At 31.0% G+C, this 26,469-nt stretch carries 23 protein-coding genes, 1 rRNA gene and 1 riboswitch; of the genes, 2 read left to right on the forward strand and 22 right to left on the reverse strand.

Translation table 11 applies throughout. From position 1 onward, the window contains the following. The 19 genes from C7U54_RS10980 to C7U54_RS11070 form a co-directional block, all read right to left on the reverse strand. Positions 1 to 281: ribosomal RNA gene (locus tag C7U54_RS10980) — 16S ribosomal RNA — on the reverse strand; the annotation flags it as partial. Between the two features lie 387 nt (positions 282 to 668). After that, positions 669 to 4,178, reverse strand: coding sequence for a pyruvate:ferredoxin (flavodoxin) oxidoreductase (gene nifJ / locus C7U54_RS10985; protein WP_107030320.1), 3,510 nt, complete (start codon positions 4,176 to 4,178; stop codon positions 669 to 671). Between the two features lie 122 nt (positions 4,179 to 4,300). Continuing rightward, a complete protein-coding gene (locus tag C7U54_RS10990; RefSeq protein WP_107030321.1) occupies positions 4,301 to 4,756 on the reverse strand; it encodes a hypothetical protein in 456 nt (151 codons plus the stop codon). Positions 4,757 to 4,766: 10 nt separating this feature from the next. Continuing rightward, entirely contained in the window at positions 4,767 to 5,381 is a 615-nt protein-coding gene (locus C7U54_RS10995; protein WP_107030322.1) for a rhomboid family intramembrane serine protease, read from the reverse strand. Further along, the gene (locus tag C7U54_RS11000) at positions 5,365 to 6,372 is read right to left on the reverse strand and encodes a DNA-processing protein DprA (RefSeq protein ID WP_022000893.1); all 1,008 of its coding nucleotides are present in this window, start codon (positions 6,370 to 6,372) and stop codon (positions 5,365 to 5,367) included. Before C7U54_RS11000 ends, C7U54_RS10995 begins: the two co-directional genes overlap by 17 nt. A 107-nt stretch (positions 6,373 to 6,479) precedes the next feature. Then, the gene (locus C7U54_RS15285; protein WP_022000894.1) at positions 6,480 to 6,599 is read right to left on the reverse strand and encodes a cupin domain-containing protein; all 120 of its coding nucleotides are present in this window, start codon (positions 6,597 to 6,599) and stop codon (positions 6,480 to 6,482) included. Positions 6,600 to 6,813: 214 nt separating this feature from the next. Continuing rightward, positions 6,814 to 7,713, reverse strand: coding sequence for an alpha/beta hydrolase (locus C7U54_RS11010; protein ID WP_022000895.1), 900 nt, complete (start codon positions 7,711 to 7,713; stop codon positions 6,814 to 6,816). A 104-nt stretch (positions 7,714 to 7,817) separates the two neighbouring features. Continuing rightward, positions 7,818 to 10,451: a pyruvate, phosphate dikinase gene (gene ppdK, locus C7U54_RS11015; RefSeq protein ID WP_022000896.1), complete on the reverse strand. Its 2,634-nt coding sequence runs from the start codon at positions 10,449 to 10,451 to the stop codon at positions 7,818 to 7,820. A 152-nt stretch (positions 10,452 to 10,603) separates the two neighbouring features. Beyond that, positions 10,604 to 12,187, reverse strand: coding sequence for a DEAD/DEAH box helicase (locus C7U54_RS11020; protein WP_022000897.1), 1,584 nt, complete (start codon positions 12,185 to 12,187; stop codon positions 10,604 to 10,606). Positions 12,188 to 12,252: 65 nt separating this feature from the next. Further along, complete coding sequence (locus C7U54_RS11025; RefSeq protein WP_107030323.1) at positions 12,253 to 13,635, reverse strand: D-2-hydroxyacid dehydrogenase; 1,383 nt, start codon at positions 13,633 to 13,635, stop codon at positions 12,253 to 12,255. After that, a complete protein-coding gene (locus tag C7U54_RS11030; protein WP_022000899.1) occupies positions 13,619 to 15,085 on the reverse strand; it encodes a metallophosphoesterase family protein in 1,467 nt (488 codons plus the stop codon). The genes C7U54_RS11025 and C7U54_RS11030 overlap by 17 nt, the downstream gene beginning before the upstream one ends. A 52-nt stretch (positions 15,086 to 15,137) precedes the next feature. Next, entirely contained in the window at positions 15,138 to 16,520 is a 1,383-nt protein-coding gene (gene asnS, locus C7U54_RS11035) for an asparagine--tRNA ligase (RefSeq protein ID WP_022000900.1), read from the reverse strand. 10 nt (positions 16,521 to 16,530) lie between these two features. Beyond that, positions 16,531 to 17,163, reverse strand: coding sequence for a redox-sensing transcriptional repressor Rex (locus tag C7U54_RS11040; protein ID WP_022000901.1), 633 nt, complete (start codon positions 17,161 to 17,163; stop codon positions 16,531 to 16,533). Between the two features lies 1 nt (position 17,164). Then, positions 17,165 to 18,187 carry a tRNA (adenosine(37)-N6)-threonylcarbamoyltransferase complex transferase subunit TsaD gene (tsaD, locus tag C7U54_RS11045; protein WP_107030325.1) on the reverse strand — a complete coding sequence of 341 codons (1,023 nt, stop codon included), beginning with the start codon at positions 18,185 to 18,187 and terminating at the stop codon, positions 17,165 to 17,167. A gap of 2 nt (positions 18,188 to 18,189) precedes the next feature. After that, complete coding sequence (rimI, locus tag C7U54_RS11050) at positions 18,190 to 18,630, reverse strand: ribosomal protein S18-alanine N-acetyltransferase (protein WP_032090311.1); 441 nt, start codon at positions 18,628 to 18,630, stop codon at positions 18,190 to 18,192. After that, positions 18,621 to 19,226, reverse strand: coding sequence for a tRNA (adenosine(37)-N6)-threonylcarbamoyltransferase complex dimerization subunit type 1 TsaB (tsaB, locus tag C7U54_RS11055; RefSeq protein ID WP_022000904.1), 606 nt, complete (start codon positions 19,224 to 19,226; stop codon positions 18,621 to 18,623). Before tsaB ends, rimI begins: the two co-directional genes overlap by 10 nt. Beyond that, positions 19,204 to 19,674, reverse strand: coding sequence for a tRNA (adenosine(37)-N6)-threonylcarbamoyltransferase complex ATPase subunit type 1 TsaE (gene tsaE / locus C7U54_RS11060; protein WP_107030326.1), 471 nt, complete (start codon positions 19,672 to 19,674; stop codon positions 19,204 to 19,206). Before tsaE ends, tsaB begins: the two co-directional genes overlap by 23 nt. Continuing rightward, positions 19,649 to 20,206, reverse strand: coding sequence for a DUF402 domain-containing protein (locus C7U54_RS11065; protein ID WP_022000906.1), 558 nt, complete (start codon positions 20,204 to 20,206; stop codon positions 19,649 to 19,651). The genes tsaE and C7U54_RS11065 overlap by 26 nt, the downstream gene beginning before the upstream one ends. Before the next feature lie 79 nt (positions 20,207 to 20,285). Next, a complete protein-coding gene (locus tag C7U54_RS11070; protein ID WP_022000907.1) occupies positions 20,286 to 20,801 on the reverse strand; it encodes an energy-coupled thiamine transporter ThiT in 516 nt (171 codons plus the stop codon). 56 nt (positions 20,802 to 20,857) lie between these two features. Next, positions 20,858 to 20,958: riboswitch (TPP riboswitch) on the reverse strand. 99 nt (positions 20,959 to 21,057) lie between these two features. Between C7U54_RS11070 and C7U54_RS11075 the strand changes: the two genes are divergently transcribed. Then, positions 21,058 to 22,248 (forward strand): acetate/propionate family kinase, encoded by a 1,191-nt coding sequence (locus C7U54_RS11075; RefSeq protein WP_022000908.1) that lies wholly within the window; start codon positions 21,058 to 21,060, stop codon positions 22,246 to 22,248. Positions 22,249 to 22,278: 30 nt separating this feature from the next. Here the strand turns inward: C7U54_RS11075 and C7U54_RS11080 are convergent, their stop codons facing one another. Further along, complete coding sequence (locus C7U54_RS11080; RefSeq protein ID WP_227351855.1) at positions 22,279 to 22,836, reverse strand: hypothetical protein; 558 nt, start codon at positions 22,834 to 22,836, stop codon at positions 22,279 to 22,281. A 306-nt stretch (positions 22,837 to 23,142) separates the two neighbouring features. Here C7U54_RS11080 and glmS point away from each other — a divergent pair, with 306 nt between their 5' ends. Then, positions 23,143 to 24,966, forward strand: a complete 1,824-nt coding sequence (gene glmS, locus C7U54_RS11085; protein ID WP_022000910.1) for a glutamine--fructose-6-phosphate transaminase (isomerizing) — start codon at positions 23,143 to 23,145, stop codon at positions 24,964 to 24,966. 85 nt (positions 24,967 to 25,051) lie between these two features. On the opposite strand, the gene rpsO is transcribed toward glmS, so the two are convergent. Beyond that, positions 25,052 to 25,318, reverse strand: a complete 267-nt coding sequence (rpsO, locus tag C7U54_RS11090; protein ID WP_022000911.1) for a 30S ribosomal protein S15 — start codon at positions 25,316 to 25,318, stop codon at positions 25,052 to 25,054. Positions 25,319 to 25,428: 110 nt separating this feature from the next. Continuing rightward, positions 25,429 to 26,442 carry an AI-2E family transporter gene (locus C7U54_RS11095; RefSeq protein ID WP_107030328.1) on the reverse strand — a complete coding sequence of 338 codons (1,014 nt, stop codon included), beginning with the start codon at positions 26,440 to 26,442 and terminating at the stop codon, positions 25,429 to 25,431. Positions 26,443 to 26,469 lie beyond the last annotated feature (27 nt).

Below are 26,469 nucleotides of genomic sequence, written 5' to 3' on the forward strand. Positions count from 1 at the left end.
CTACGCATCGTCGCCTTGGTAGGCCGTTACCCTACCAACCAGCTAATGCGCCATAAGTCCATCATCTACCAGTCCCGTAGCACTTTTCATATAGAGTTCATGCGATCTCTACACCTATGCGGTCTTAGCTGACGTTTCCATCAGTTATCCCCCTGTAGATGCCAGGTTACTTATGTATTACTCACCCGTTCGCCACTCTTCACCGAAGTGAAGCGTTCGACTTGCATGTATTAGGCACGCCGCCAGCGTTCATCCTGAGCCAGGATCAAACTCTCCATTGTCTTATTTCTTTCAGACAATCTCTTAGTCTGTTTAGCTCTTTTTTATTTCTTAAACTTAATTGACGTTGTGTTTTATTCTTTCCTGTTCAGTTTTCAATGTCCTCTCACTTGACTCTCTCGTCGAGTGCCCATTTATATTACCATCCCCTCTCCCTTTTGTAAAGCTTTTTTTCTGTATTTTTTTATTTTTTTCTCTCTTTCCCTTTTTTTCTGCCTTTATATCAACGTTTTTTCCATTGATCTTTTTTGATGCTTTTTTATGATTTGGTGTTTATAGAGCATTTTAGATACTAAAGAATAAATTTATTACTTTTAAAAATCGATTATTTTATATTTAATAACTACAAAAAAATCCATTTGGAATTAACCAAATGGATTTCATTTTAACTATTGAGCCATTTTTTCTAGACGAGCACGACGTTTTTGTGCATCAGCTTGACATTTAGCCATTAATTGTTCTGCATGTTCTGGATTTACTTTTAATAATTGTGAGAATCTGTTTTCACCTAATAAGTAATCTTTAAATCCTTCAAAGTTTGGAGTCTTAGAATCTAATTGTAATGGATTCTTTCCTTGTTCTTCTAATCTTGGATCATATCTTAATAAGTTGAAATATCCACAATCAATTGCACGTTTTTGTTCAGCTTGATGATTTGCTAAACCACCTTTAATACCATGTGCTTGACATGGAGCATAAGCAATAATTAATGCTGGTCCATCATAGCTTTCAGCTTCTTTCATTGCTTTAATTGTTTGTGCAGGATTTGCACCCATAGCAATTTGTGCAACATAAACATGACCATAAGCCATAGCAATTTGCGCTAAATCTTTCTTAGCTCCTGTTTTACCACCAGCAGTAAATTTAGCGATTGAACCAGCTTGAGATGATTTAGAAGATTGTCCACCTGTATTTGAATATACTTCAGTATCCAATACTAAAATATTAACATTTTCATTATTAGCGATAACATGATCTAATCCACCATAACCGATGTCATAAGCCCATCCATCTCCACCAACAATCCATTGAGATTTAGAAACTAAGTTACCTTTATTATCTAAAACTTCTTTAATCGCATCATTTGAAGATGCTTCAACTAATTTTAATAATTCTGGAACAATTGCTTTTTCTTCGCTTCTTTGTCCTTTTACAGATAAGTATTTTTCAATAGTTTCTTTTAATTCAGGTTCACAAGCATCTTTAGCATTTTCCATTACTTGAATCATATGAGCTTCATTATAGTTTTGAGCTAATTTCATACCATAACCAAACTCAGCATTATCTTCAAATAATGAGTTACACCATGCTGGACCTTGACCATTTTTATCAGTTGTAAATGGTGTAGATGGTGTAGAACCAGAATAAATTGAACTACATCCTGTAGCATTTGCAATCATCATATCTGATCCAAATAATTGAGTTGCTAATCTATAATATGGAGTTTCTCCACATCCTGGACAAGCACCAGATACTTCAAAGTATGGTCTCTTGAATCCAACACCTTTTACAGTAGTTGTAGGATATTTATCATCACGATATTCTACTTCTTTATAGATATAATCAGCTAATGGAGCATGTTCTAATTCTTCATGAACATTAACCATTTTTAAAGCTTCACCTTTTTTATTTCCTAAACATTGTTCAACACATAAACCGCATCCAACACAGTTATCTGGTGAAACTTGAATTCTATAAGATAATCCGTCAACCCCTTTACCCATAGGTTTTAAAACATCATTAGAGATATCTTCTGGTGCATTAGCAATTTCTTCATCAGTCATTAAGAACGCACGAATTGTAGCATGAGGACAAACCATAACACAGTTATTACATTGGATACAGTCATCTTTATTCCATTGAGGAACCATAGTCGCAATTCCACGTTTTTCCATATAAGCCATTCCAGATTTCATAGAACCATCTAATTTATCCATGAATGCTGAAACTGGTAAGTCATTACCATCTAATGCGTTGATTACAGAAACGAAATTATCAAAATGATCATCACCTGTTAATTTCTTAGTTTCTTGGATTTCTAAATCAGCCCATTTTGGATCAACTGTTACTTCTTCAATTGCATCTTTACCAGCATCAATTGCTTTGTAGTTTAATTGAACAATGGCATCACCTTTTTTACTATAAGATTTTTTAGCCATTTCTTTCATATATTCAACAGCTTTATCAATTGGTAAAATTTGTGGGTTTAATGCAAAGAATGCAGATTGTAAAATAGTATTTGTACGACGTCCCATTCCAATTTCCATAGCAATCTTATTAGCATTAATAATATAGAATTTAGCATTCTTTGTAGCTAATTGTTTTTTCACTCTATTTGGTAAATAGTCAGCAACTTCTTCTTTAGAAAATTCTGTATTTAATAAGAATGAACCATTTTTCTTTAAGTTTTTCAACATATCATATTTTAATACATAATTATCTAATGAGCATGAGATAAAGTCTGCATTATTTACATAATATGTAGCACGAATTGGTGAAGCCCCAAATCTTAAGTTAGAACGAGTTGTTCCACCTGCTTTTTTACTATCATAAGCAAAGTAAGCTTGAGAATATAAATCTGTATGATCACCAATAATTTTAATAGATGATTTATTAGCTGATACAGTACCATCTGATCCTAAACCATAGAATAGACATTCTGTATAGTCACCTGTTACATTAAATTCTTCAGTTGGTAATGATAAATGAGTAACATCATCAACAATACCAATAGTAAAACTATTGAATGGATTATCAGAATTCAAATGATCATAAACAGCTTTAATTTGAGCAGGATTTGTATCTTTAGAACCCATACCATAACGTCCACCAATTAAAACATCCGCATCTTTTACAACACTGCATACATCTAAGTATAAAGGTTCACCAGCAGATCCTGGTTCTTTTGTACGATCTAATACCGCAATTTTCTTAGCTGAAGCAGGTAATACTTTTAATAAGTATTTTGCTGAGAATGGACGATATAAATGAACTTTAACTAAACCAACTTTTTCTCCAGATTTAGCCATTTCATCAATTGTATCTTTAATTGTTTCAGTAACAGAACCCATAGCGATAATAACTCTATCAGCATTTGGATCACCATAATAAGTAAATGGTGCATATTCTCTACCTGTTACTTCTGAGATTTTTTTCATGTAATCAGCAGCGATTTCTACAACTGCATCGATGTGTTTATTTTGAGCTTCTCTACCTTGGAAGTAGATATCATCGTTTTCAGCTCCCCCACGTTCAATTGGATTTGTATGAGGATTTAATGCATTTGCTTTAAATTTAGCTAAAGCTTCTTTATCTAATAAGCTTTCTAATACATCATAATCCATAACTTCTACTTTTTGAATTTCATGAGATGTTCTAAATCCATCAAAGAAGTGCATTACTGGAACAGACCCTTTAATTGCTGTTAAGTGAGCAACTCCCCCTAAATCCATTACTTCTTGTACTGAGTGTGAACAAATCATTGGAATACCTGTTTGACGACAAGCATACACGTCTTGATGATCTCCAAAGATATTAAGTGAACGAGTTGCTAAAGCACGTGCAGCAACATGGAATACACCTGGTAAATTTTCACCAACAATTTTATAAAGGTTTGGGATCATTAATAACAATCCTTGAGATGCAGTAAATGTAGTTGCTAGAGCACCACCTTGTAAAGCCCCATGAACTGCACCTGCAGCACCTGCTTCTGATTGCATTTCAATAACATTCACAGGAGACCCAAAGATATTCTTCATTCCATTTGCAGCCCATGCTTCAGCATGTTCAGCCATTGGAGATGAAGGTGTGATTGGATAGATACTTGCTACTTCAGAAAATGCATATGCAACATGAGCAGCAGCTTGGTTCCCATCCATTGACAAATATTTCTTAGCCATAATTAAAAAATTCCTCCTTTTGCTTCTATTATTATACTACTTTCCAAACATTTTGACTACACGAATTCATGAATTCGCTTACTATTTCTATCAAAAATAAAAAATAGGACCTTATAGTCCTACTAATTTTTACTTGTTATATACGCTGTCATTGCTCCAATAGCTATAAAAACTAAAGAAAAAAGATTGCTAAACTGTCCTATCGCTAATTGAATAGCCATCACCAAAGTAAGAGATTGACCCCAAAAAGCATAATATGTCAATATCGGTGTAAACAGCGTTCCAAGTAGATAGCATATCACTGAAATGACCCCAACTTTTTCGCTTCCATAACGCGCTATTTTTAAAACAATAAAGCCTGTAAAATAACCTGTTAAAATATCAAAATATGAAAAGCTCCACCCTATTTGTAAACTAATAAAATCAAAAGCAATTGTTGAAAAAATGGCAATTACTGTGCCAACAACAAACATTTTTATATAATCACTTATTGATAAATGATAATCATTATTTTGATTAAAAAACTTTTTGGCCTCTTGCCTTTGTTTATATTCATTGTATTTTTCTTGTAAATTCATTATATCCCCCCTAATTTATTATTCTTTCTTTTTTTGAATCTATCTTTTCTAAAACAAACGTTGCAATAAATCCACCAATCATTCCGCCCAAATGACCCACTAAAGAAATCGAAGGAACAGCCACCGAAATAAAAAGCATCAATACAACACTAGAAACAATTTGTTTAAACAAATAGCTATACACATCACCATATAAAACTGATAGTGCTAAAAGCGAACCAATAAGTCCAAAAACAACACCGGAAATACCACCCATCACACTATTTGTACCAATATTAAATAATAAAAATAACAAATAAGAAAATAATGTTGTCGAAATCATCGAAACTACAATAACGATAATATATTTTTTCTCTTTTAATATTTTTTCCATTAACATTCCTAAATTATATAAAGAATAAACATTACAAAAAATATGCATTAAACCAAAATGAATAAAATTAGCTGTAATCAATCGGTAATATTCATGATAGTAATAAACATACAAAGGATTAAAACCTCCAACTTGTATCCCTTGCATAGCGGACATTGATAAACCATATTTTAACGAAGTATACAGATATGTAATAACATTCACAGCCATCAAAAAGTAAGTAATTTTATATATTTTATATTCTCGATTCATTCGTATCTCCTATAAATTCAAATATTGACATTTGATCAATATTAACTTCTTCTATATTTTCTTTTTTATTAAGTTCATAAATCATCTCAAAACTTGTATCTGAAACAATATTTTTTATATAAATCGGTACTGTTTTCATTTCTAGTAGTCTTTGATTTCCAAAACAATCATTATCAAGAACCAATGAAACAGTCCAATTATGATGCATATTATGCATGATTGTAAACCAAGTAGCACCACTATTTATTTTACTTGAAACAACAATTTGAAACATTGACAAAGCACATACATAACTATTTCTATCAATAGCATGAGTAACAGTAAATCTTTTAGCAGGATCAACAGCACTTAAAAAAACAACCTTCCCCATTCTAATACTCTTTTTATATTCTTGTATTTTATTTAGCATATTTTCACAAACAAAGCAAATTATTTGACTATGATGATGCAATCCATAATGAAAGGCCTCTTGATCAATTCCTTTACAATCATTAGAAATTAACCATTTATCTTCATTATTGAGCTTATCAACAAGTCGTTTAACATATCCTTTTTCTTTTTTAGAAACTGTTTGCAATCCCGTAATAGAAATACCTTCAAATTTCACCGGTAATGTTCCTGCAATAAATAAGCAAAGGGGTGCACTCTTTTTCATTTTCTTGATTAGATTTTGAGGATACTCTTCATCATATTTAGTAATAATACGAATTCCTTGTTGTTCATATTCATGCAATTTTTTTAAAAAAAACTGTATCGATTTCATTCGTCGCACAATTTTATATGCACTATATTCAGAAATATCTAATATGTCCATTAATTCATCACTATTTAACCCAAAAAGACTGCCGGGACCATTTAACCCATGAACTTTTAAATTTTTTTCGACTTCCAACCACTCGTCACTTGTTAAAGCAGCTTCATCATATGCATATAAATCACATGTACATAACATCGTTGCCAAACTATTTAAATTCAACATTATTTTTTCCATAATACTCACCTTTATGATTATTATAGACCAATCTTAACATAAAAAAAAGCTATGATGATATTTCATCATAGCAATCATTAAAAGACAACAACTAATAACATTTCAAATTATTCTTTTCCATAGACTGCATGTGGTAACCCAGCAGGCATTACAATTGATTCTCCTTCATGTAAAATATATTTTACACTATCGATTGTAATTTCTCCTTCACCATCCAAACAAGTCACAAAAGCATCTCCACCACTTTTATGAGAACTAATTTCTTCTCCTTTATCAAAAGAAAAAAGTTACACTTAACGCTTCATTTTGTGCTAATGTTTTAGAAACAACTTGTCCTTTTTGATAAGCAACTTCTTCTTTTAATTTTAATACTTTTTGTTTATCAATATTTTTTAAAATATTCTTTCCTCTAATAATAATATTTTACCATATTCCTATTTATTAGTCATGAGCTATGCTCTTTTTTATAAATTTAATTACTTCATCAAGCATTTCTTCACAAAAGAACATAGGTCCACCATGATCTGCCCCTTTCATACGATAAAAAATAACTTCTTTATTTTTATCTTTTAAAGCCTTATAAAGTTTAACACTTTGTTTAAACGCAACTAAACGATCCTTTGTTCCATGAGCAATTAAAATAGGTGGAATATCACCATCTAAATATGTCATTGGACTTGTTTGGCGAGCGATATCTAAATATTCTAAAACATTTTTTCTTCCAATTAAATATCCCTCTGGACTATCGGGTTGTTGATGATTTTCTGTTGTTGGGAAGCCATCTTCCATCGTAATATCAACCACACCATAAAAATCAATAATAGCACGTACTTCATTAGAATATTCAGAATATAAATTACTGTTAAATAATGGTAATTTACTTGTAAGTCCACTTACTAAAGCTACATGTCCACCCGATGAATCACCAAATAAAAAAACATTTTGTTCATCAATAAAATATTCTTCGTGATGTTTTCTTAAAAAACGAATTGCTGTTTTGGTATCTTCTATTTGTGCTGGAAAAGGCACTAAATCACTTTCACGATATTGTACAATAGCTACAACAAAACCTTGTTTACATAAATAATTAAGTTGTCCTACATGTTGATAAACATTTTGTTTATGCCAAGCAGACCCTTGAACATAGACAATTAGTGGATATTTTTCATTTTCCATCACCCTTTTACGAGGTACTAATATTTGTAAAACACGACTGATTCCATCAATATTCATATATTCAACATCCGGAATATACATAGTATCCATTTCTTGATCAGATATGATACGTGTTTGCATTCCCTCAATAAAAGTTTCATCTTCTATCATTTCTTCATACGTCATTTTATCATCTCCTAATTTTTATTATTTCACTAAAAAAAGAAAACTTCAATAATTGAATTTCACACAAATAAAAAGAGAGTAGTTTTCACTACCCTCCTTATAAACTATTTACCCATTTTTTCTTTAACAGCAGCTTGAGCAGCAGCTAAACGTGCTAATGGTACACGGTATGGAGAACATGAAACATAAGTTAAACCAATTCTATGACAGAATTCAACAGTTCTAGGATCTCCACCATGTTCACCACAGATACCTAATTTAATATCTGGACGAACTGGTTTAGCTTTATTAATAGCAATTTGCATTAATTGTCCAACACCATTTTCATCAATGTGAGCAAATGGATCAGATTCAAAGATGTTCTTAGTATAATATTCATTTAAGAATTTAGCAGCATCATCACGAGAGAATCCATAAGTCATTTGAGTTAAGTCATTTGTACCAAATGAGAAGAATTCAGCTTCTTTTGCGATTTCATCTGCAGTTAATGCAGCACGAGGAATTTCAATCATTGTACCAACTTTATATGGTAATTCAACACCTGCTTCTTCGATAATTGCATCAGCCGTTTTACATACGACATCTTTAACATATTTTAATTCTTTAATATCTCCAACTAATGGAATCATAATTTCAGGAACAACGTTTTGTCCTTCTTTATTAACAGCAATTGCAGCTTCAATAACAGCTCTTGTTTGCATTTCAGCAATTTCTGGATAAGTTACTGCTAAACGGCATCCACGATGACCCATCATTGGGTTGAATTCTTTTAATGATTCAACACGTGCTTTTAACGCATCAAATGTCATACCTAAACTTTCAGCTAAAGGTCTGATTTCTTCATCTGTATGAGGTAAGAATTCATGTAAAGGTGGATCCAAGAAACGAATTGTTACTGGATAGATTTCCATTGCTTTAAATAATTCTTTAAAGTCAGATCTTTGATATGGTAAGATTTTTTCTAATGCTTCTTTTCTTGCTTCTACTGTTTCAGCGGTAATCATACGTCTGAAGTTGAAAATTCTTTCTTCTTCGAAGAACATATGTTCTGTTCTACATAAACCAATACCTTCTGCCCCAAATTTACGAGCTTGTAAAGCATCTCTTGGAGTATCAGCATTTGTTCTAACTTTTAATGTACGTACATCATCAGCCCATGACATGAATGTTTCAAAGTCACCACTGATTTCAGGTTCTACAGTTTTGATTCTTTCACCATAAACATTACCTGTACTTCCATCTAATGACATATAGTCACCTTCATGATATTTTTTACCATCTGGTGTCATTAATACTTTAGCTTCTTCATCAACTCTTAAGCTTCCGCATCCACACACACAGCAAGTACCCATACCACGAGCAACTACAGCTGCATGTGATGTCATACCACCACGGATAGTTAAGATACCATGAGCAATATTCATACCTTCGATATCTTCTGGTGAAGTTTCAAGACGAACTAATAAGATATCTTGAACACCATTTTTATGAGCTTCAATAACATCTTCTGCAGTGAAATAAATACGTCCTGTTGCAGCACCTGGAGAAGCAGCTAATCCTGTAGCTACAACTTGAGCACATTTCAATGAAGTTTCTTCAAAGTTTGGATGTAATAATTGATCTAATTGTCTTGGTTCTACTTTTAATAAGGCTTGTTCTTTAGTAATCATTCCTTCATTTACTAAATCAACTGCAATTTTTAAAGCGGCTTGTGCAGTTCTTTTACCATTACGAGTTTGTAACATGAACAATTTACCATTTTCAATAGTAAATTCCATATCTTGCATATCTCTATAATGTTCTTCAAGAATGTCACATACTTTACAGAATTGTTCATAGCATTCTGGCATAACATCATTTAATGTTGCAATTGGTTGAGGTGTACGAATACCAGCAACAACGTCTTCACCTTGTGCATTCATTAAGTATTCACCGAATAATTTCTTTTCACCAGTTGCAGGGTTACGAGTGAAGGCAACACCTGTACCAGAAGTATCTCCTGTATTACCATAAACCATTTGTTGAACGTTTACAGCAGTTCCCCATGAACCAGGAATATCATTTAAACGTCTATAAGTGATTGCACGATCATTGTTCCATGAACGGAATACAGCTTTGATAGCTTCCATTAATTGAACTTTTGGATCTTGTGGGAATTCAACTCCCGCATGTTTTTTGTATTCTTCTTTATAAATAGCAACAACTTCTTTTAAATCTTCAGCAGTTAAATCTGTATCAAATTCAACTCCTTTTTCTTCTTTGATATCATCAAATTTTCTTTCAAATGAGCTTTTTGGGAATCCCATAACAACATCTGCGAACATTTGAATGAATCTTCTATAACTATCATATACGAATCTTTCATTATTTGTAATTTTAGTAAACCCAGTAGCTACTTCATCATTTAAACCTAAGTTTAAAACAGTATCCATCATACCTGGCATTGATTCTCTTGCTCCAGAACGAACAGATACTAACAATGGATTTGTTGGATCTCCTAATTTTTTTCCAGTTTCAGCTTCTAATTCAGCTAATTTATTATCAATTTGCGCACAAATTTCAGGCGAAATTTGTTTTCCATCTTCATAATAAGCAGTGCAAGCTTCTGTTGATACAGTAAATCCTTGTGGAACAGGTAAACCAATGCTTGTCATTTCAGCTAAGTTTGCACCTTTACCTCCAAGGATGACTCTCATATCTTTATTTCCTTCTTTGAATGAGTAAACATATTGTTTCATTTCAATCAATCCTCCTAATTAATCAACTAATATAATTATACACATGATAGCCCTTACATTCAAGTGTAAATTGATACCGCTTTCATAATTTTTGTTAATTATGTTGATTCTATCGCCTTTAATTTTTTAAAAAAAATTGAACAAGAAACAGCCTAACGGCTATTTGCTTGCTCTATTTCTACTTTTCGTCCATTTAATTTTTCTTTTTGACAATGTCTCATCACTTTTTTTACAGCTTTATCATTAATATTTACAAACGTAAACTTTCTTTTAATATCAATTCCTTGAATATCACTTTCTCTAATATTTGCCTTTGAGACCAAGAAATGAATAATATCTTTTTTCTTTGCTTTATCCATAGATCCTACCGTTAAAAATAAACGTGTATAACCTTCACTTGCACCTTTTTTACGTTTTGATGAAGATTCAAGTTTTTCTTTCGTATAAGGAAAACCAATCTGTTGATTTAAAGATAATTCTATTAAAGCTGCCGTTACATCTTTTAACATATGATTTTCAATTTGATTTACCAAATCTTTCATTGGTTTATGTTCTCCATGTAAAATCATATCTTCTAATTTATACATTAATTCTGTTACTTTATGTTGGTGAATTTGTGTTAATGTTGGTACTTCTAATTTTTCAATATGAGATTTTGTTTTTCTTTCAATCTCTTTTAAATAGCGTTCTTCTTTCCCTACAACAATTGTATAGGCTTTTCCTTCACGATTCGCACGACCTGTACGACCAATACGATGTACATAAAGATCTACTTCTTGAGGTAATTCATAATTGATAACATGGCTAATATTTTCTACATCAATCCCTCTAGCGGCAACATCTGTGGCAATTAAATAATGAATTGTTCCCTCTTTGAATTTCTTTAAAGTTCGCATACGATGATCTTGATTTAAATCACCATGCATTGCTTCTACATTATAGTTAGCCTTTTGCATTTGTTCCGTTACTTCATCAACGCTTCTTTTAGTACGACAGAAAATAATTCCTGATTGTACCGTTTCACTATCAATAATACGGCATAATGTTTCAAAACGGTCTTTTTGTTTAACTTCAAAGTAATATTGTTTAACTGTGTTAGCTGTCACTGTTTTTTGTTTAACTTGAATATGCTTATAATCTGGTTTCATATAATTTTTCGCAATTTTTTTAATACCTTCTGGCATCGTTGCAGAAAACAACATCGTTGTATGTTCTGGATTTGTCTTAGAAATAATCGTTTCAATATCTTCTACAAATCCCATATTCAACATTTCATCAGCTTCATCTAAAACCACGTAAGAAACTTCATCTAGTTGAAGTACTTTACGTCTCATTAAATCCATCATTCTTCCCGGTGTTCCTACGACAATATCAACACCTTTTTTAATCGATTTAATTTGTTTTTCAATACCACTACCACCATAAACACAAGCAAAACGTAAAGAACTGTATTTTCCAAGTTTTTTTAATTCTTCATGAATTTGCATGGTAAGTTCTCTTGTTGGTGATAAAATATACGCCTGTGGTTTCTTTTTTCTTTCTTTTAAATTTGTAAGTAAAATACTTGAAAACGCCAAAGTTTTTCCTGTTCCTGTTTGTGCTTGTCCAATGACATCATAGCCTTCCAAAATAACAGGGATAATATTTTCTTGAATAGGTGTTGGTTTTTCAAAACCTAATTCATTGATTGATTTTAATAATTCTTCACTTAATCCTAATTTTTCAAATTTGTTCATTCATTTTCTCCTCAAGTTTTTCGAGTATAACATAATTCATTTTAAATTGCAAAAAAAAGAATGCATTAACATACATTCTTTAAATCACCCTTTAAAAAACCTTGAATATTATCAACGACTAAATCAAACAAACGATTTCTTGCTTCTACTGTTGCCCATGCAATATGAGGTGTCATTAAAAGTTTTGAAGCATCATTAATTTGTAGTAAAGGACTCTCTTTTGCAAGTGGTTCTCTTTCAAAAACATCGAGTCCTGCCCCGGCAATTTCATTATTTTGTAAAGCTTCAACCAGTGCTTCTTCATCAACAATACCACCACGTCCTACATTAATTAAAATCGCTTCTTTTTTCATTAACTTAAATGATTCTTCACCAATTAATCCTTTAGTTTGTTCATTTAAAGGACAATGAATAGAAACAATATCACTTGTTTTTAATAATGTTTCTAAATCAACTGAGAGATAATCTTGCTTCGTATTATTTCCACTTGTTGAATAATACTGAACTTGGCAGCCAAAAGCTTCAGCAATTTTTGCAACCGTACGTCCAATATTTCCCATACCAATAATACCCCATGTTTTTTCATGTAATTCATAAAAACGAGGTCCAATATAACTAAACATACCACTTTCACTATATTGACCACTTTGAACATAATGATGATAATAACTATTTTTATGTAAAAGTTCTAAAGCTAAAGCAAAAGTATGTTGCGCAACACTTAAAGAAGAATACCCTGCCACATTGCATACCGTAATACCACGACGATGACAATAACCTAAATCAACATTATTGACACCTGTTGCTGTAATACAAATAAGTTTTACTTTCGAAGCATATTGTAAGACTTCTTCGGTAAGTAAACATTTATTCGTAATAATGATATCTGCTTCTTTAATACGTTCAATGACTTCTTCTGGATTACTTTGTTTATAAATCGTTACTTGTCCAAATTGATTCAACTTAGAAAGATCAACATCCTCTCCTAAACAAACACTATCTAAAAAGACAACGCTAGAACTCTTTTTTTTTAAAATATTTAAAATATCTTCATAAGATTTTCCTGAAAAGAATTTTCCTAAATTGATTGCTTCATTAATATCTAAAATAGAGCTTTCATGATAAATCCCTTTCATTTCATTATCTTCAAATTCAAAACTTAAATATTTATTTAAAAGACAAATTCCTAATGCTCTTGATGTCATTTCTTTATCTTTTTCAATTGTATCTAATATATTTTGAATAAAAGAAGCATCCTCTTGAACACATTTAGTAAGGGCTTCTTCTACTTCAATCCCTTCAAATAAATGATTTCTAAAACCATCATGATAAAGAAATGGTAAAACCACATCATAAACACTCATTGGAACATGCCCATACCCTTTTGTAAAGTTATATAGGATTGCAAGTCCTAAATTTTCATCTTTCATCTTATCTACTAACTTCATTTTGATCCTCCATAAATAATTTTATTTTTACACGATGTCTTTCTTGTTTTGTAAGATCATCATAGAATACAAAACAATACTTAAACACTTGATCTTTACGATTATATTTCAATAAATTATAACTTAAATAACTGCTTTTTCTTTCTCTGGTACCTCCTCCACAAGAAGAACCTCCTGCCATAATATACGTATTTCCTTTTTTTACAACACAAGGAATATGCTTGTGTCCATGGAAAATATAACGTACATGATGTTTTTCTAACCAATACATTACATCTTGAGCATCCACAAGGGCTTTTGTCGAGTCAGCAATTTTTCCCATGAATAGTTTTTCATTCCATTTTATTTTCAAAAAATCATCTTTTCTAAGTGGCATTAAATGATGATGCATCATAGCAATCAAAGTATAATCCTCTAAATGATTAATAGATAATAACTCATCTTCAATTTCTTGTAAAAGTCTTTGCCCAACCATTCCCCTTGCTAGATTTCCTTGAGAAGTAGAATCTATTTTGATCACAATCATTTTAACATCCGGATAAACTTTAATATTTTCTCCTAGCAAATAAGCTACCACTTTTGTCTTTTGTTTTTTTAAAAGATTCAAGCCATAAACAATGACGTCATGATTTCCTAAAACAAACGTTACATCACTATGATATTTCCTTTTTAAACGATTCATAAAATGAGAGGCTGCATACATATTTTTACGATTAGGCGAATTCATTAGATCACCCGTAATCAAAAATTTAAGTTGGTGATCATGAGGAAGCATATGATAAAGTTCATCTAGACTATCCTGTAATACAATAAGTCCATTGTCTGTTTTCTTTGTTCCTAAATGAAGATCGCTTAGTTGTATAAAATATTGATCTTCATTTGTTTGACATTTCTTTTCAAAAATCTTATTTGTTTCTATTAGTCTAAAACATTCTTTTACTTCCTCTATGTTTTTTACAGGATAAAAAACACTTTGCTCTCCTTTAAATATAAAAACACCAGGCCAACGATCTATTTGATAAAGAGCATTTAAAAACAGATGAAAAGGTCCATATAAAGAGATATCTTCTTTCAATGCCTTTTTTATACGAAAAACGCGCATCAAATCATGATTATAACTATTATCAAAATTTTCAAAGAATTGCTGATCGATTCCCAATAATAAAATGACTTGATATTTTTCTTTTTCCTTTGCTATATATTTATGAAAATCATGTGCATAACTTGTTTTAAAAGCCGTATCATAAGTTTCAAAGTTTTTACTTCTAAAAAGTAACTCACATTCATTTTTTTGAATTTGATGTACAAATGGAAATTTTATATTTTGTTTTGTTAACCAATTTTTAAATTCTACAAGTTGTTCATAACTTGCATACACATACCTAAATGACTTATTACCGTCTTTAAAAATAAAATTAAAATAGAGATTCATCAAATCATATTCATTCATGTGTGTCACCTCCCACATATTATACACAAAAAAAAGCCTAACGAATAGGCTTTTAGAATTTTAAATTTCTTGGAGTTCTTGGGAATGGTTCAACATCTCTAATATTTTGCATACCTGTTAAATACATTAAGAAACGATCGAATCCTAAACCAAATCCAGCATGTTTACATCCACCAAAACGACGTAGATCCATGTACCATTGTAATCCTTCTTTGGCCATTCCTTTTTCATCCATAATTTTTTCTAAGACATCATATCTTTCTTCACGTTGTGATCCACCAACAAGTTCACCAATTCCTGGAACAAGTAAATCACAAGCAGCTACTGTTTTACCATCATCATTTAAACGCATATAAAATGCTTTGATTTCTTTAGGGTAATCTGTTAAAAATACTGGTCCACCAACAATTTTTTCACAGATATAACGTTCGTGTTCTGAGTTTAAATCCATACCCCATTCTACTTTATTTTCAAATTTAACATCTGCTTTTAATAAATAATCGATTGCTTCTGTATAAGTCATACGTTTAAAATCACTATCTCTAACTGCTTTGATACGTTTGATACATTCTTTATCAATCATGCTTTCAAAGAATTTCATTTCTTCTGGTGCATTATCTAAGACATAATCAATACAGTATTTAACCATATCTTCAATTAAATCCATATCATCTTCTAAGTCAGCAAAAGCAATTTCAGGTTCAATCATCCAGAATTCACTAGCATGTCTTGAAGTATTTGAATTTTCCGCTCTAAAGGCAGGTCCAAATGTATAAACATCACGATATGTTAAAGCAAAAGCTTCAACATGTAATTGTCCTGTAACTGTAAGATAAGCTTCTTTTCCAAAGAAATCTTTATCAAATTCAGTATTATCGATTGTTGTTGCTCTAAACATTTCTCCAGCACCTTCACCATCATTTGAAGTAATGATTGGTGTATGGACATAAACGAATCCTTGGTTTTGGAAGAATTCATGAATAGCCATCGATAAAACAGATCTTAATCTAAAGATTGCATAAAAAGTATTTGCTCTTGGTCTTAAGTGAGGAATTTCTCTCATGTATTCAAAAGAATGTCTTTTCTTTTGTAATGGGAAATCTTCATCACAAGTTCCTTCAACCACTAAATGTGTTGCTTCAATTTCAAAAGGTTGTTTTCCATCTGGTGTTAATTTTAATTTACCAGTTACTTTAACAGCACTTCCTGTAGAAATATGAGAAGCTTCTTCATAATTATCAATAATTTCATCTAAATAAACAACTTGTACATTTTTAAAATATGTTCCATCATTTAAAGCTAAAAATCCGACTTTCCCACTATTTCTATTTGTACGGATCCATCCTTGTAATTCAACATATTCAATACCATCTAATTGATTTCTATCATTGATATATAATTCATATAATTCTCTTACTGTAATAAATTCAAACATTTTTCTCTCCCTATTCTTGATCATTTGATTTCATTTTAATTACTAATTCTTGAATAGCTACCACAACATCTACTGTTTGGACTTCAACGCCTTCTTGAACCATAAAATGACTATGCGTAAAATCTACAATTCCTTTAATGCCTAATTTCATTAAACGATCCACTGTTTCTTGAACATTTTCTGAAATCGCCAAAATAGCAATTTTACAATCACTTGGAAAAGTTTCTTCCAACTTGTCAATATGACAAATTTTCACACCAAATCTTTCCCCTTCTTTATTTTTATCCATATCATAACCACAAACAATCTTACCTACTGTATATTGCCAACGATTATATTTTAAAATGGCACTTCCTAAATTACCAACCCCAATTAAAATAATAGGTTCATCTAATCCTAAACCTAAAACTTCACTTAAACCATCTATAAGATGTTTAACATCATAGCCTCTTCCACGTCTACCAAAATTATCCGTTTTTGATAAATATGTAAAATCACGCCTAATTGTTGTATCTTGTATTCCTGTAATTTCAAACAATTCACTCGATAAACATGTTTCTTTTCCTTCATGTTGCATTTTTCTAAGCGCTTTTAAATAAACAGGAAAACGGGACATTGTCGCTTTTGATATTTTTTTCTCCACACTAATCCCCTCCTATTGATTCTAATTCTAAATCAAGATGTGGTTTAATGCCAAGCGATAAATCACTAAACTTATTATTATCATACATAACTTTTCCTGCTAAAGCAATCATCATTGCATTATCTGTACAACATTTCATTGGTGGAAGAGACAATTGTACGTCTTCTAACATGTCAACTTGCTCTTTCATCTTTTCTCTTAAACCCCTATTAGCAGAAACCCCACCAGCTAACATAATTTCTTTAACACCATATTCTTTAGCCGCTCGAATCGTTTTATCGACCAAAACATCAACAACAACATTTTGAAAAGACGTTGCTAAATCATTTTGATTGATTTCTAATCCTTTTTGTTTATGATTATGTGCTAAATTAATAACCGCTGATTTTAACCCACTAAAACTAAAATTATAACTATCATCATCTAATGGTTTAGGTAAAGCATAACTTGCCTTTCCTAAATGTGCCATCTTATCTAAAACAGGCCCTCCAGGATAAGGTAAATTTAAAACTCTTCCCACTTTATCATATGCTTCTCCAACAGCATCATCTAAAGTTTCACCAATCACTTCAAAAGAATAAGGATGTTTCATCAAGACAAGCTCTGTATGCCCACCACTGACTACAAGACATAGTGCTGGATAAACAATATCTTTTTCATAATTATTTGCATAAATATGCCCTGCAATATGGTGAACCCCAATTAATGGTTTATCATAAGCCAAAGAAAGTGTTTTAGCAACTTGTAAACCAATATGTAAAGAGCCAACAAGTCCTGGACCTTTTGTTACACAAATAGCATCAAGATCTTCCATTTTTATATTTGCTTGTTTTAACGTTTCTTTTAAAACAACAGATACACATTCAACATGCTTACGGCTGGCAATTTCAGGGACAACACCACCATACATTGCATGTATGTCGATTTGACTTGCCACGACACTACTCAAAAATTCTCTTTGATCCTTTAAGACAGCCATCGCCATTTCATCACAACTCGATTCAATTGCTAGTAATAATGACATCTCTATCCCTCCAATTCCTTGATCATTAAATACGCATCTTCACCATTGCTATAGTATCTTTTTCTAACAGCAACATTTTTAAACCCAAATTTTTGATATAAAGCAATTGCTTTTACATTTGAAACACGTACTTCTAAATTAACATTTTGATAATGTAATTCTTCACTTTTTTCAAGAGCGTATTCCATCAGTTGGCTTGCATACCCTTGTCCTTGAAAATGTCGATCTGTCGCAATTGTTGTAATTTGACATTGATCACCTAAAAACCATAATCCTATGTATCCAATAATTTGATTTTCTTTTTCAAGAATATAATAACCCGCCATAGGATTCTCTTTTAATTCATGTATAAAATCTTCTTCATTCCATGGTGATAAAAAAAGATCTTTTTCTAATTCTACAATTCTTTTTAAATCATCAACTTTCATTTCTCTTATTGACATATTTTTTTAGCCTCAACTTCCTTAATATATCTTGGAACAAGACCATCAACATTTTCTATTTCTTTTTCTAAAGTAGAAAGTGTATAAATATGATCGGCAAGATCCACTTCTTTTTCAGGTATTCCTACTAAATGTGTATCACCAACAATTTCATAATCACTATATTGTTTTTGATAATTTTCAAATTCATCAATATTTATTAAACAATCATCAACAATAACTTTTCCTTCATTGTAAATTCCTAGAAATAATTTATGGCTTCTTGCATCTAAAATAGAAATAGCTTTTTTCATTCCTGCCATCGCCTTTAAAGAAGAAACAGTTTTTACCTTAATATTCATCGTTGCATTTAATGTTTTCGCAATCGTTAAAGCAACACGTACACCGGTATAAGAACCCGGTCCAATAGTAATGACCATTTCATCAAAATCGCTCATTTTTAAATAATTTTCTTGTAATAACTTTTGTAAATAAACGATTGCATACTCAGATTGCTTTCGATTTCCTTCTTCTTGTAAAGAAGCTAAACATTTTTGATTTTCATATAAAGCTACTACTAAATACTTATTAGCACTATCCATGACAATTGTTTTCATATTCAATCTCCTTTACAAGTTCTTCGTATTTTTTACCAATTGGTTTTAAAATAAATTCTCTACGATCATCATCGATTCTTTTTATCGTCATTGCTAAACGTTCTTGAGGTAAAATATTTTCTAAAAATTCTGGCCACTCAACCACACAAATATCGTCACTATCAAAAATTTCTTCAAAGCCTAAATCTTCACTTTGTCCTTCTAAACGATAAGCATCAAAATGAGATAATTGATAATTTCCTTGATATTGTTTTAAAATTGTAAAAGTTGGTGAATTAATAATTCTTTTAATTCCTAAACCCTTTCCTATTCCTTTAGTAAAGGTTGTTTTGCCTGCACCCAAATCACCATTAAGTGTCAATAACATATGCGGTTTTAGTAATTTTCCTAAATATTCACCAAAAGCTAATGTTTCATCTCTATTATTTATAGTAATCACTTTTTCCATAATAACCCTCTTTTAAATCTTGATAAAAACTATACCATTTCTTAGTAAAATTCTGATCAAATGGTCCTCCCTTTTTTACTGCTAAATCAATCAAAACATCTAGTTGTTTCTTTAAAATTTTGTCTAATTCATCACTATAGCCCATTTCACGAGCATGTTGACGATATTCTTCTTGATCTAAAATACGATAGTTTCCATCTGGAAATACTTTTAAATCTAAATCATAATCAATATATTTTAAAGCCTCTCCATCATATAAAGTTGGTGAAGCAATATTACTATAATAATACACTCCAGTTTTTCTAATCATACAAATGACATTGTACCATTTATGTTTGGGCATATACCAAATAGCAGGTTCACGTGTATGCCACATTCTGCCATCTGATTCTGTCACCAATGTCCGATTATTAATAACAATGTAATGATCATCCGTTTCTTGCAAAACAAGTCCCTTTGACCAACATCTATGTATTTTACCATTATGTTTATATCCATGTATTAAGATTTTCTTTCCTACAATATCTTCCACACCAAACGACTCCTTATTAACATTTACATTATACACAAATTCATCTTTCTTTCAAAGAAAAAAAGACTCGAAACGAGTCTTATAAATGAACTGCTTTTTTAAGCCTTGGATATAAAATCACAAACAAAATAAAGCAAGCAATGATTGTTGCAATATTATAAGGTAAGTTATAAGTTAAGTTTGCTTGTAATGGTGTTTGGAAAGCATACCATCCTGAAATCAAATGACAAATCGTTTTTAAAACACCCATTACGATAATTCCAACAGGTAGTTCATACTTACCCACCTTTAATAAAGGAATAAGTGGTGTAAGTCCAATTAAAACCATTGGTAATAAATAATCAAAGATTACCGATAAAGGACCATAAAATGTTGCAAGTCCTAAAGCAAAATGTAGACCTAAACAAACAAGTGAAACAATCAAACTGTAACCCCAATTCATCAAATAGCCACATAAAATAATTGCAACAAGCGAAAAAGCACAGTTACCACCTTTTGGCATCTCATAAAATTTTGTGCAATATTCTAAAACAACTTGCATTGCCGCAAACATTGCCATATAAGCCATATTCTTCGTAGTTAATTTAACTTCCATAGTCATCCTCCTTTAAATGAGGCAAAATAAAAACCTTTTTACATACGCAAAAAGGCAAATAAACTATTTTGCACTCTCTACGCTAGCATTACCTAGTTCAGATTATAAGGGACAAGGTTTTAACCTTTCTCAGCATTTTGCGCCCCTGGCAAGTCTTACTATAAATCAATCTCTTCTTTTTTTCAATCTTTTTATAGTTTTTTCTTCCTTGTCGGTGTTATAATGGAAAAGTATTAATAAGGAGGACTTGAATGTTATGTCAAAAATTATTTCCGTAAACGCTGGAAGTTCATCTTTAAAATTCCAATTATTTGAAATGGATGATGAAACTGTTATTACTTCTGGTGTTATTGAAAGAATTGGTTTAGAAGATTCTATTTTTACTATTAAGTATAATGGAGAAAAAGATGTCACAACTTTACCAATCGAAAACCATAAAGTTGCTGTTCAACTTTTATTAGACACTTTAATCAAAAAAGAAATTGTTAAAGATTTAGACGAAATCAAAGGTGTAGGTCATCGTGTAGTTCAAGGTGGAGCTTATTTTGATCAATCAGTAATCATTGATGATGATGTAGTTGCTAAAATTGATGAATTAAAATCATTAGCACCTTTACACAACCCTGCTCACTTAACTGGATATTATGCTTTTAAAGAAGCAATTCCTAATGCTGGAGCTGTTGCTGTATTTGATACAGCTTTCCATCAAACATTAGAACCAAAAAGTTATATTTATCCAATTCCTTACAAATATTATGTAGAAAACAAAGTACGTAAATACGGTGCTCATGGAACAAGCCATTTCTATGTTTCATCTCGTTGTCGTGAAATGATGGGAAACCCTAAACACTCACGTATTATCGTTGCTCACCTTGGAGCTGGTGGTTCTTTAACTGCTGTTAAAGATGGTAAATCAATCAATACATCTATGGGATTTACACCTCTTGCTGGTATTATGATGGGAACACGTTCTGGAGATGTTGATCCTTCAGTTATCGATTATTTAATCGAAGAAGTTGGTTTAGATATGAAAGAAGTCATCAAGATGCTTAATAAAGAATCTGGATTACTTGGTGTTTCTGGTGTATCAAGTGACTTTAGAGATGTACAAGAAGCTGCTGCCAACGGTAATGAAAGAGCGCAACTTGCCTTAGATATTTTCTTTAGAAGAGTTATTGCTTATATCGGTCGTTACTTCATTGCTTTAGGTGGAGTTGATGCTATTTGCTTTACAGCAGGTATTGGAGAAAACTCATTCTTTGCAAGAAAAGAAATTTGTAATTTATTAGCTGAAGCTTTAGGTATTGAAATTGATGATGATGCAAACGTTAATGGTAAAGGTGATCGTTTAATTTCTACGCCAAATAGTAAAGTTAAAGTTTACGTTATTCCAACAAACGAAGAATTAGTTATCGCTAGAGATACTAAGAGATTGTTAAATTTATAAGATAAAAGAAAGGTCTCCTCGTGAGACCTTTTAATATTCATCATCTTCATCAAAAATAATATGTTTTATGTGATTTTCTATTTCTTTTTTATCCGTAATTACATTGCAAAATCTTTTTCTAATATCTAATCTTTGAAGATCAACAACACGCATATCACTCAACTGCATACGACTCCTTATTGGATATTTTCTTATTTTTGCACGAATATCTAATTCATATTCAGTTGCTTCTGGCGAATCTTCTTTAATAGATGTACAGGGAATAACGAGCATTTTCGACCCAAAATCTTTTAAAACGTAGCACCAATGCCCATCCATCAATTCTTTAGGGAATCCTCTACCAATGTTAAAATAGGCCATTTGGTGAACCATAGGTCGACGAGAAACATGATAATAAGTTTGATCAGGTTCTGGATTCTCTTCTTCAACTAATTGACAATAAAAATACTCTAATTGTCTTGTTTGATGCAATAAAGAATAGGTATACTTTTCTACATCATAGCATTCTGTTTCTTTCAAATTTTTTAATGATTTTTTCATTTCGTCCATATTATATTCTACAGACATCTCACTTTTTTTATTTTCCATAAAAATACCTCCATTATTATATCGCCAAAAAAAATCATTTTTTCTTCTTTTTTTAAAAAATTTGTAGTTGATTTATAAATAAGTACTCTATATAATAGATGCGGTTATAAAATGAGATTTGAAAATAGAGCGCCAGGACTGCATTGCAGTTGACGAGGACTAGACTTATCGAAAAATTCGGCGGATGGTCTAGAGGTATGATACTACCTAAACGATGAACAAAAACTACAAGTGATTGTAAAACAAATTCATCTGGTATCCTCTTTTTTATAACCACACATATAAATATATAAAGGAGGATTTTTTATGTGTGGAATTACTGCCATTAGTGCAAACAAAGAAGCCCTACCATTCTTACTTCAAGGGCTAGAAAAACTAGAATACCGTGGATATGATTCAGCGGGTATTACAACAATTGAAGGAAACCATTTATTTACAAAAAAAGCTAAAGGCCGTCTTCAAAATTTAAAAGATTTATTAAAAGATGAAAATGTTTTAGGTCATGTTGGGATTGGTCATACTAGATGGGCTACTCATGGAATCCCATCAAATTTAAACTCTCATCCTCATACTAATAATGATGAGACTATTTCTTTAGTTCATAATGGAATTATTGAAAATTATAGAGAACTTAAAGAAATCTTAATTTTACAAGGATATCAATTTCATTCTGAAACAGATAGTGAAGTTGTTGTTCATATGATGGATTATTACTATAAAAAAGAAAAAAATTTACAAAAAGCATTAGAAAGAGTTATTACAAGAATTGAAGGAAGCTATGCTTTATGTATTGTTTCAACAATTGAGCCTGATAAAGTCTTTATCGCTAAAAAAGACAGTCCATTAGTTATTGGAAAAACAGCTGATGCTTCTGTCGCTGCCAGTGATATTCCAGCTATTTTAGATTATACAAAAGATGTTTATTTCTTAGAAGATTATGAAATCGCTATTTTAAATAAAGGAAATGTTTCTTTCTTTGATCAATACGGAAATCCTATCGAAAAAGAAATCACTACTATTCCTTATGATAATGAAGCTGCTCAAAAAGGTGGATATGATACATTCATGTTAAAAGAAATTCATGAACAACCATATGCTATTGCTGAAACTTTAAGAGGACGTGTTGAAGGAACAGATCGTATCATTTTACCTGAACTTGATGCCATTCATGATAAATTCAAAACTTTCAACAAAGCTTACTTTGTTGCTTGTGGAACTGCTTATCACGCTTGTCTTTCAGGAGCAAATATTTTAGAAAGATTAACAGGAATCCCTACTTTTACTCAAGTTGCCAGTGAATTTAGATATTGTGATCCTATCGTTGATGAAAAAACAATGTGTGTCTTTGTTTCTCAATCAGGAGAAACAGCTGATACAATGGCTGCTTTACGTTTAGCTAAAGAAAAAGGCTGTACAACAATTGCAGTTGCAAACGTTTTAGGATCATCCATTTCTCGTGAAGCTGATCATACAATTTATACATGTGCTGGTCCTGAAATTGCTGTTGCTTCAACAAAAGCTTATACAACACAATTAATTGTCTTATTATTACTTGGTATGTATATTTCTCAAGCTTTAGGAAATGAAAATGAAGATTATAAACGTATTATTGAAGGTATTGCTTCATTACCTCAACATATTGAAAACATCTTAAAAGATGAAAAAACATTTGAACATTATGCATCTTATTTAAAAGATTTAAAAGATACTTATTATATTGGTAGGAGTTTAGATTATGCTACTGTTTTAGAAGGAGCTTTAAAATTAAAAGAAGTTTCATATGTCCATGCTGATGCCTATATTGCAGGTGAGTTAAAACATGGTCCAATTGCATTAATTGAACAAGGAAGTTTAGTGATTGCTGTAGCAACACAACCAAATATTGCTGCTAAAACAATTTCTAACATTCAAGAAACAATTGCTCGTGGTGCTAATGTTATCTTATTTACAATCGATGGACAAGAAGTAGGAAATGTTAAAGAAACATATATCTTACCTGACGTTGATCCAATCTTACAATCTGTTTTAGTTGCTGTACCTTTACAACTGATTGCTTACTATGCAGCTGGTCTTAAAGGTTGTGATGTTGATAAACCACGTAACCTAGCTAAATCAGTTACAGTTGAATAAAAAGAAAACTCTATGATTCCTATTTCATAGAGTTTTTTTATCCTTTTATTCTTTTAACAAAAAAAGCGCTTAGGCGCTTTTTTAACTATCTTCTTAATCCTAATCTTTGTACTAAAGAAGCATATCTTTCGATATCTTTATTTTTTAAGTATTTTAATAAATCTCTTCTTCTACCAATTTTCTTTAATAAACCTCTATTTGAGTGTTTATCTTTTGGATGTTGTTTGAAGTGACCATTTAATTTGTTGATATCTGCAGTTAATACAGCGATTTGTACTTCTGGAGAACCAGTATCTCCTTCTTTAGTAGCATATTCTTTCATGATAGCTTGTTTTTCTTGTTTTGTTAACATTTCTTTTATCCTCCATATGTTAATTTCTTGGCAATATCCAAGCTATACGTTGAGTATTCGCATATCCTAGACATTGTTGCACGACTATTATAACAAAACATATATAAATTTCAAAGACTTTTTTTAATTATTTTGTAAATCTCTTGAAAATTATTTTTTTGTCTAAAATTATTTAAAACTAACAAAACAAAAGGTGCAACCATAACCCCCCAAATACCCATCAATTTCATAAACAGATACATAGCAACAAACATATAGAGAGCTGGTATTTTGATTTTTTTAGATAAAAGATGTGGTTCTAAAATATTCCTTATCAGAGCAATGATCCCATAAAGAATTAATAGTTTTAATGATAGAGATATTTGATTTAATAAAGCAAGAGTAATGATCCAAGGAAACATAATCATCTCAATTCCTAATACTGGAAAAAAGTCAAAGAAGGCAATAAAAAAAGAAAGATTCAATGCTTGTTTGATTCCTATCACTTGAAAGCCTAAAAAAAGCCCTATAAATGTGATAACAAATAAAATACTATATGTTTTTATAATGATAATAAACGTCTCTGTAAAAGAAGATATAAGGGTCGTATAAAGACTTTCTTTTTTTCTTTGAATAAGTGGTTGATGAAATAAAAAAAGCATTGTTAGAAAGAAATGAATAAACAGACAAGCAATAAAATGAACCATATTCATCGCAAGCGATAATACATAATGAATACTTGTTGAAAGAATATTTTGAATGAGAGTTTGAATTTGTTGATAAAATTGCGTAAAAAAAGAAATGAGATATTGATGGCTAAGAAGTTCTTGATAAACCGTTTCTATAAAGCTCGGTAGAAAAGAAAGTGTTTTAATAAAAAAAAGACATGAAAAGAAAACAAAGAGAAAGAAACAAGAATACAAAAGAATAAAAATGATGATTGTCATAATTATTGAAAAAACTTTATTTTTTATATGCAATTTTTCTAATATCAAGTCAATAAAAGGTTTTAATAAAATAGCGGATAAATAACTTAAAACGACAATCAGACATTTTTTTAATAAAATATAAACTATCAAACATCCTATACTAAAAATAATTCCATAATATAAAAAATTAATTAACCAACGTTTTTTCTTTTCCATAGTATAAAATATAAAAAAAGAAGATGA

This window comes from Faecalibacillus intestinalis, from assembly GCF_003024685.1.
Classification (GTDB): Bacteria; Bacillota_I; Bacilli_A; order Erysipelotrichales; family Coprobacillaceae; genus Faecalibacillus; species Faecalibacillus intestinalis.

Coding starts and splice junctions, on each gene's coding strand:
- ppdK (WP_022000896.1), bottom strand. CDS start 10,451: ATGAAACAATATGTTTACTCATTCAAAGAAGGAAATAAAGATATGAGA.
- C7U54_RS10990 (WP_107030321.1), bottom strand. CDS start 4,756: ATGAATTTACAAGAAAAATACAATGAATATAAACAAAGGCAAGAGGCC.
- glmS (WP_022000910.1), top strand. CDS start 23,143: ATGTGTGGAATTACTGCCATTAGTGCAAACAAAGAAGCCCTACCATTC.
- tsaB (WP_022000904.1), bottom strand. CDS start 19,226: ATGAAAACAATTGTCATGGATAGTGCTAATAAGTATTTAGTAGTAGCT.
- C7U54_RS11030 (WP_022000899.1), bottom strand. CDS start 15,085: ATGAATGAATATGATTTGATGAATCTCTATTTTAATTTTATTTTTAAA.
- C7U54_RS11075 (WP_022000908.1), top strand. CDS start 21,058: ATGTCAAAAATTATTTCCGTAAACGCTGGAAGTTCATCTTTAAAATTC.
- tsaE (WP_107030326.1), bottom strand. CDS start 19,674: ATGGAAAAAGTGATTACTATAAATAATAGAGATGAAACATTAGCTTTT.
- C7U54_RS10995 (WP_107030322.1), bottom strand. CDS start 5,381: ATGAATCGAGAATATAAAATATATAAAATTACTTACTTTTTGATGGCT.
- nifJ (WP_107030320.1), bottom strand. CDS start 4,178: ATGGCTAAGAAATATTTGTCAATGGATGGGAACCAAGCTGCTGCTCAT.
- C7U54_RS11080 (WP_227351855.1), bottom strand. CDS start 22,836: ATGGAAAATAAAAAAAGTGAGATGTCTGTAGAATATAATATGGACGAA.
- C7U54_RS11010 (WP_022000895.1), bottom strand. CDS start 7,713: ATGACGTATGAAGAAATGATAGAAGATGAAACTTTTATTGAGGGAATG.
- C7U54_RS11025 (WP_107030323.1), bottom strand. CDS start 13,635: ATGAAGTTAGTAGATAAGATGAAAGATGAAAATTTAGGACTTGCAATC.
- C7U54_RS11095 (WP_107030328.1), bottom strand. CDS start 26,442: ATGGAAAAGAAAAAACGTTGGTTAATTAATTTTTTATATTATGGAATT.
- C7U54_RS11000 (WP_022000893.1), bottom strand. CDS start 6,372: ATGGAAAAAATAATGTTGAATTTAAATAGTTTGGCAACGATGTTATGT.
- asnS (WP_022000900.1), bottom strand. CDS start 16,520: ATGTTTGAATTTATTACAGTAAGAGAATTATATGAATTATATATCAAT.
- rpsO (WP_022000911.1), bottom strand. CDS start 25,318: ATGTTAACAAAACAAGAAAAACAAGCTATCATGAAAGAATATGCTACT.
- C7U54_RS11070 (WP_022000907.1), bottom strand. CDS start 20,801: ATGGAAGTTAAATTAACTACGAAGAATATGGCTTATATGGCAATGTTT.
- rimI (WP_032090311.1), bottom strand. CDS start 18,630: ATGTCAATAAGAGAAATGAAAGTTGATGATTTAAAAAGAATTGTAGAA.
- C7U54_RS11020 (WP_022000897.1), bottom strand. CDS start 12,187: ATGAACAAATTTGAAAAATTAGGATTAAGTGAAGAATTATTAAAATCA.
- tsaD (WP_107030325.1), bottom strand. CDS start 18,187: ATGTCATTATTACTAGCAATTGAATCGAGTTGTGATGAAATGGCGATG.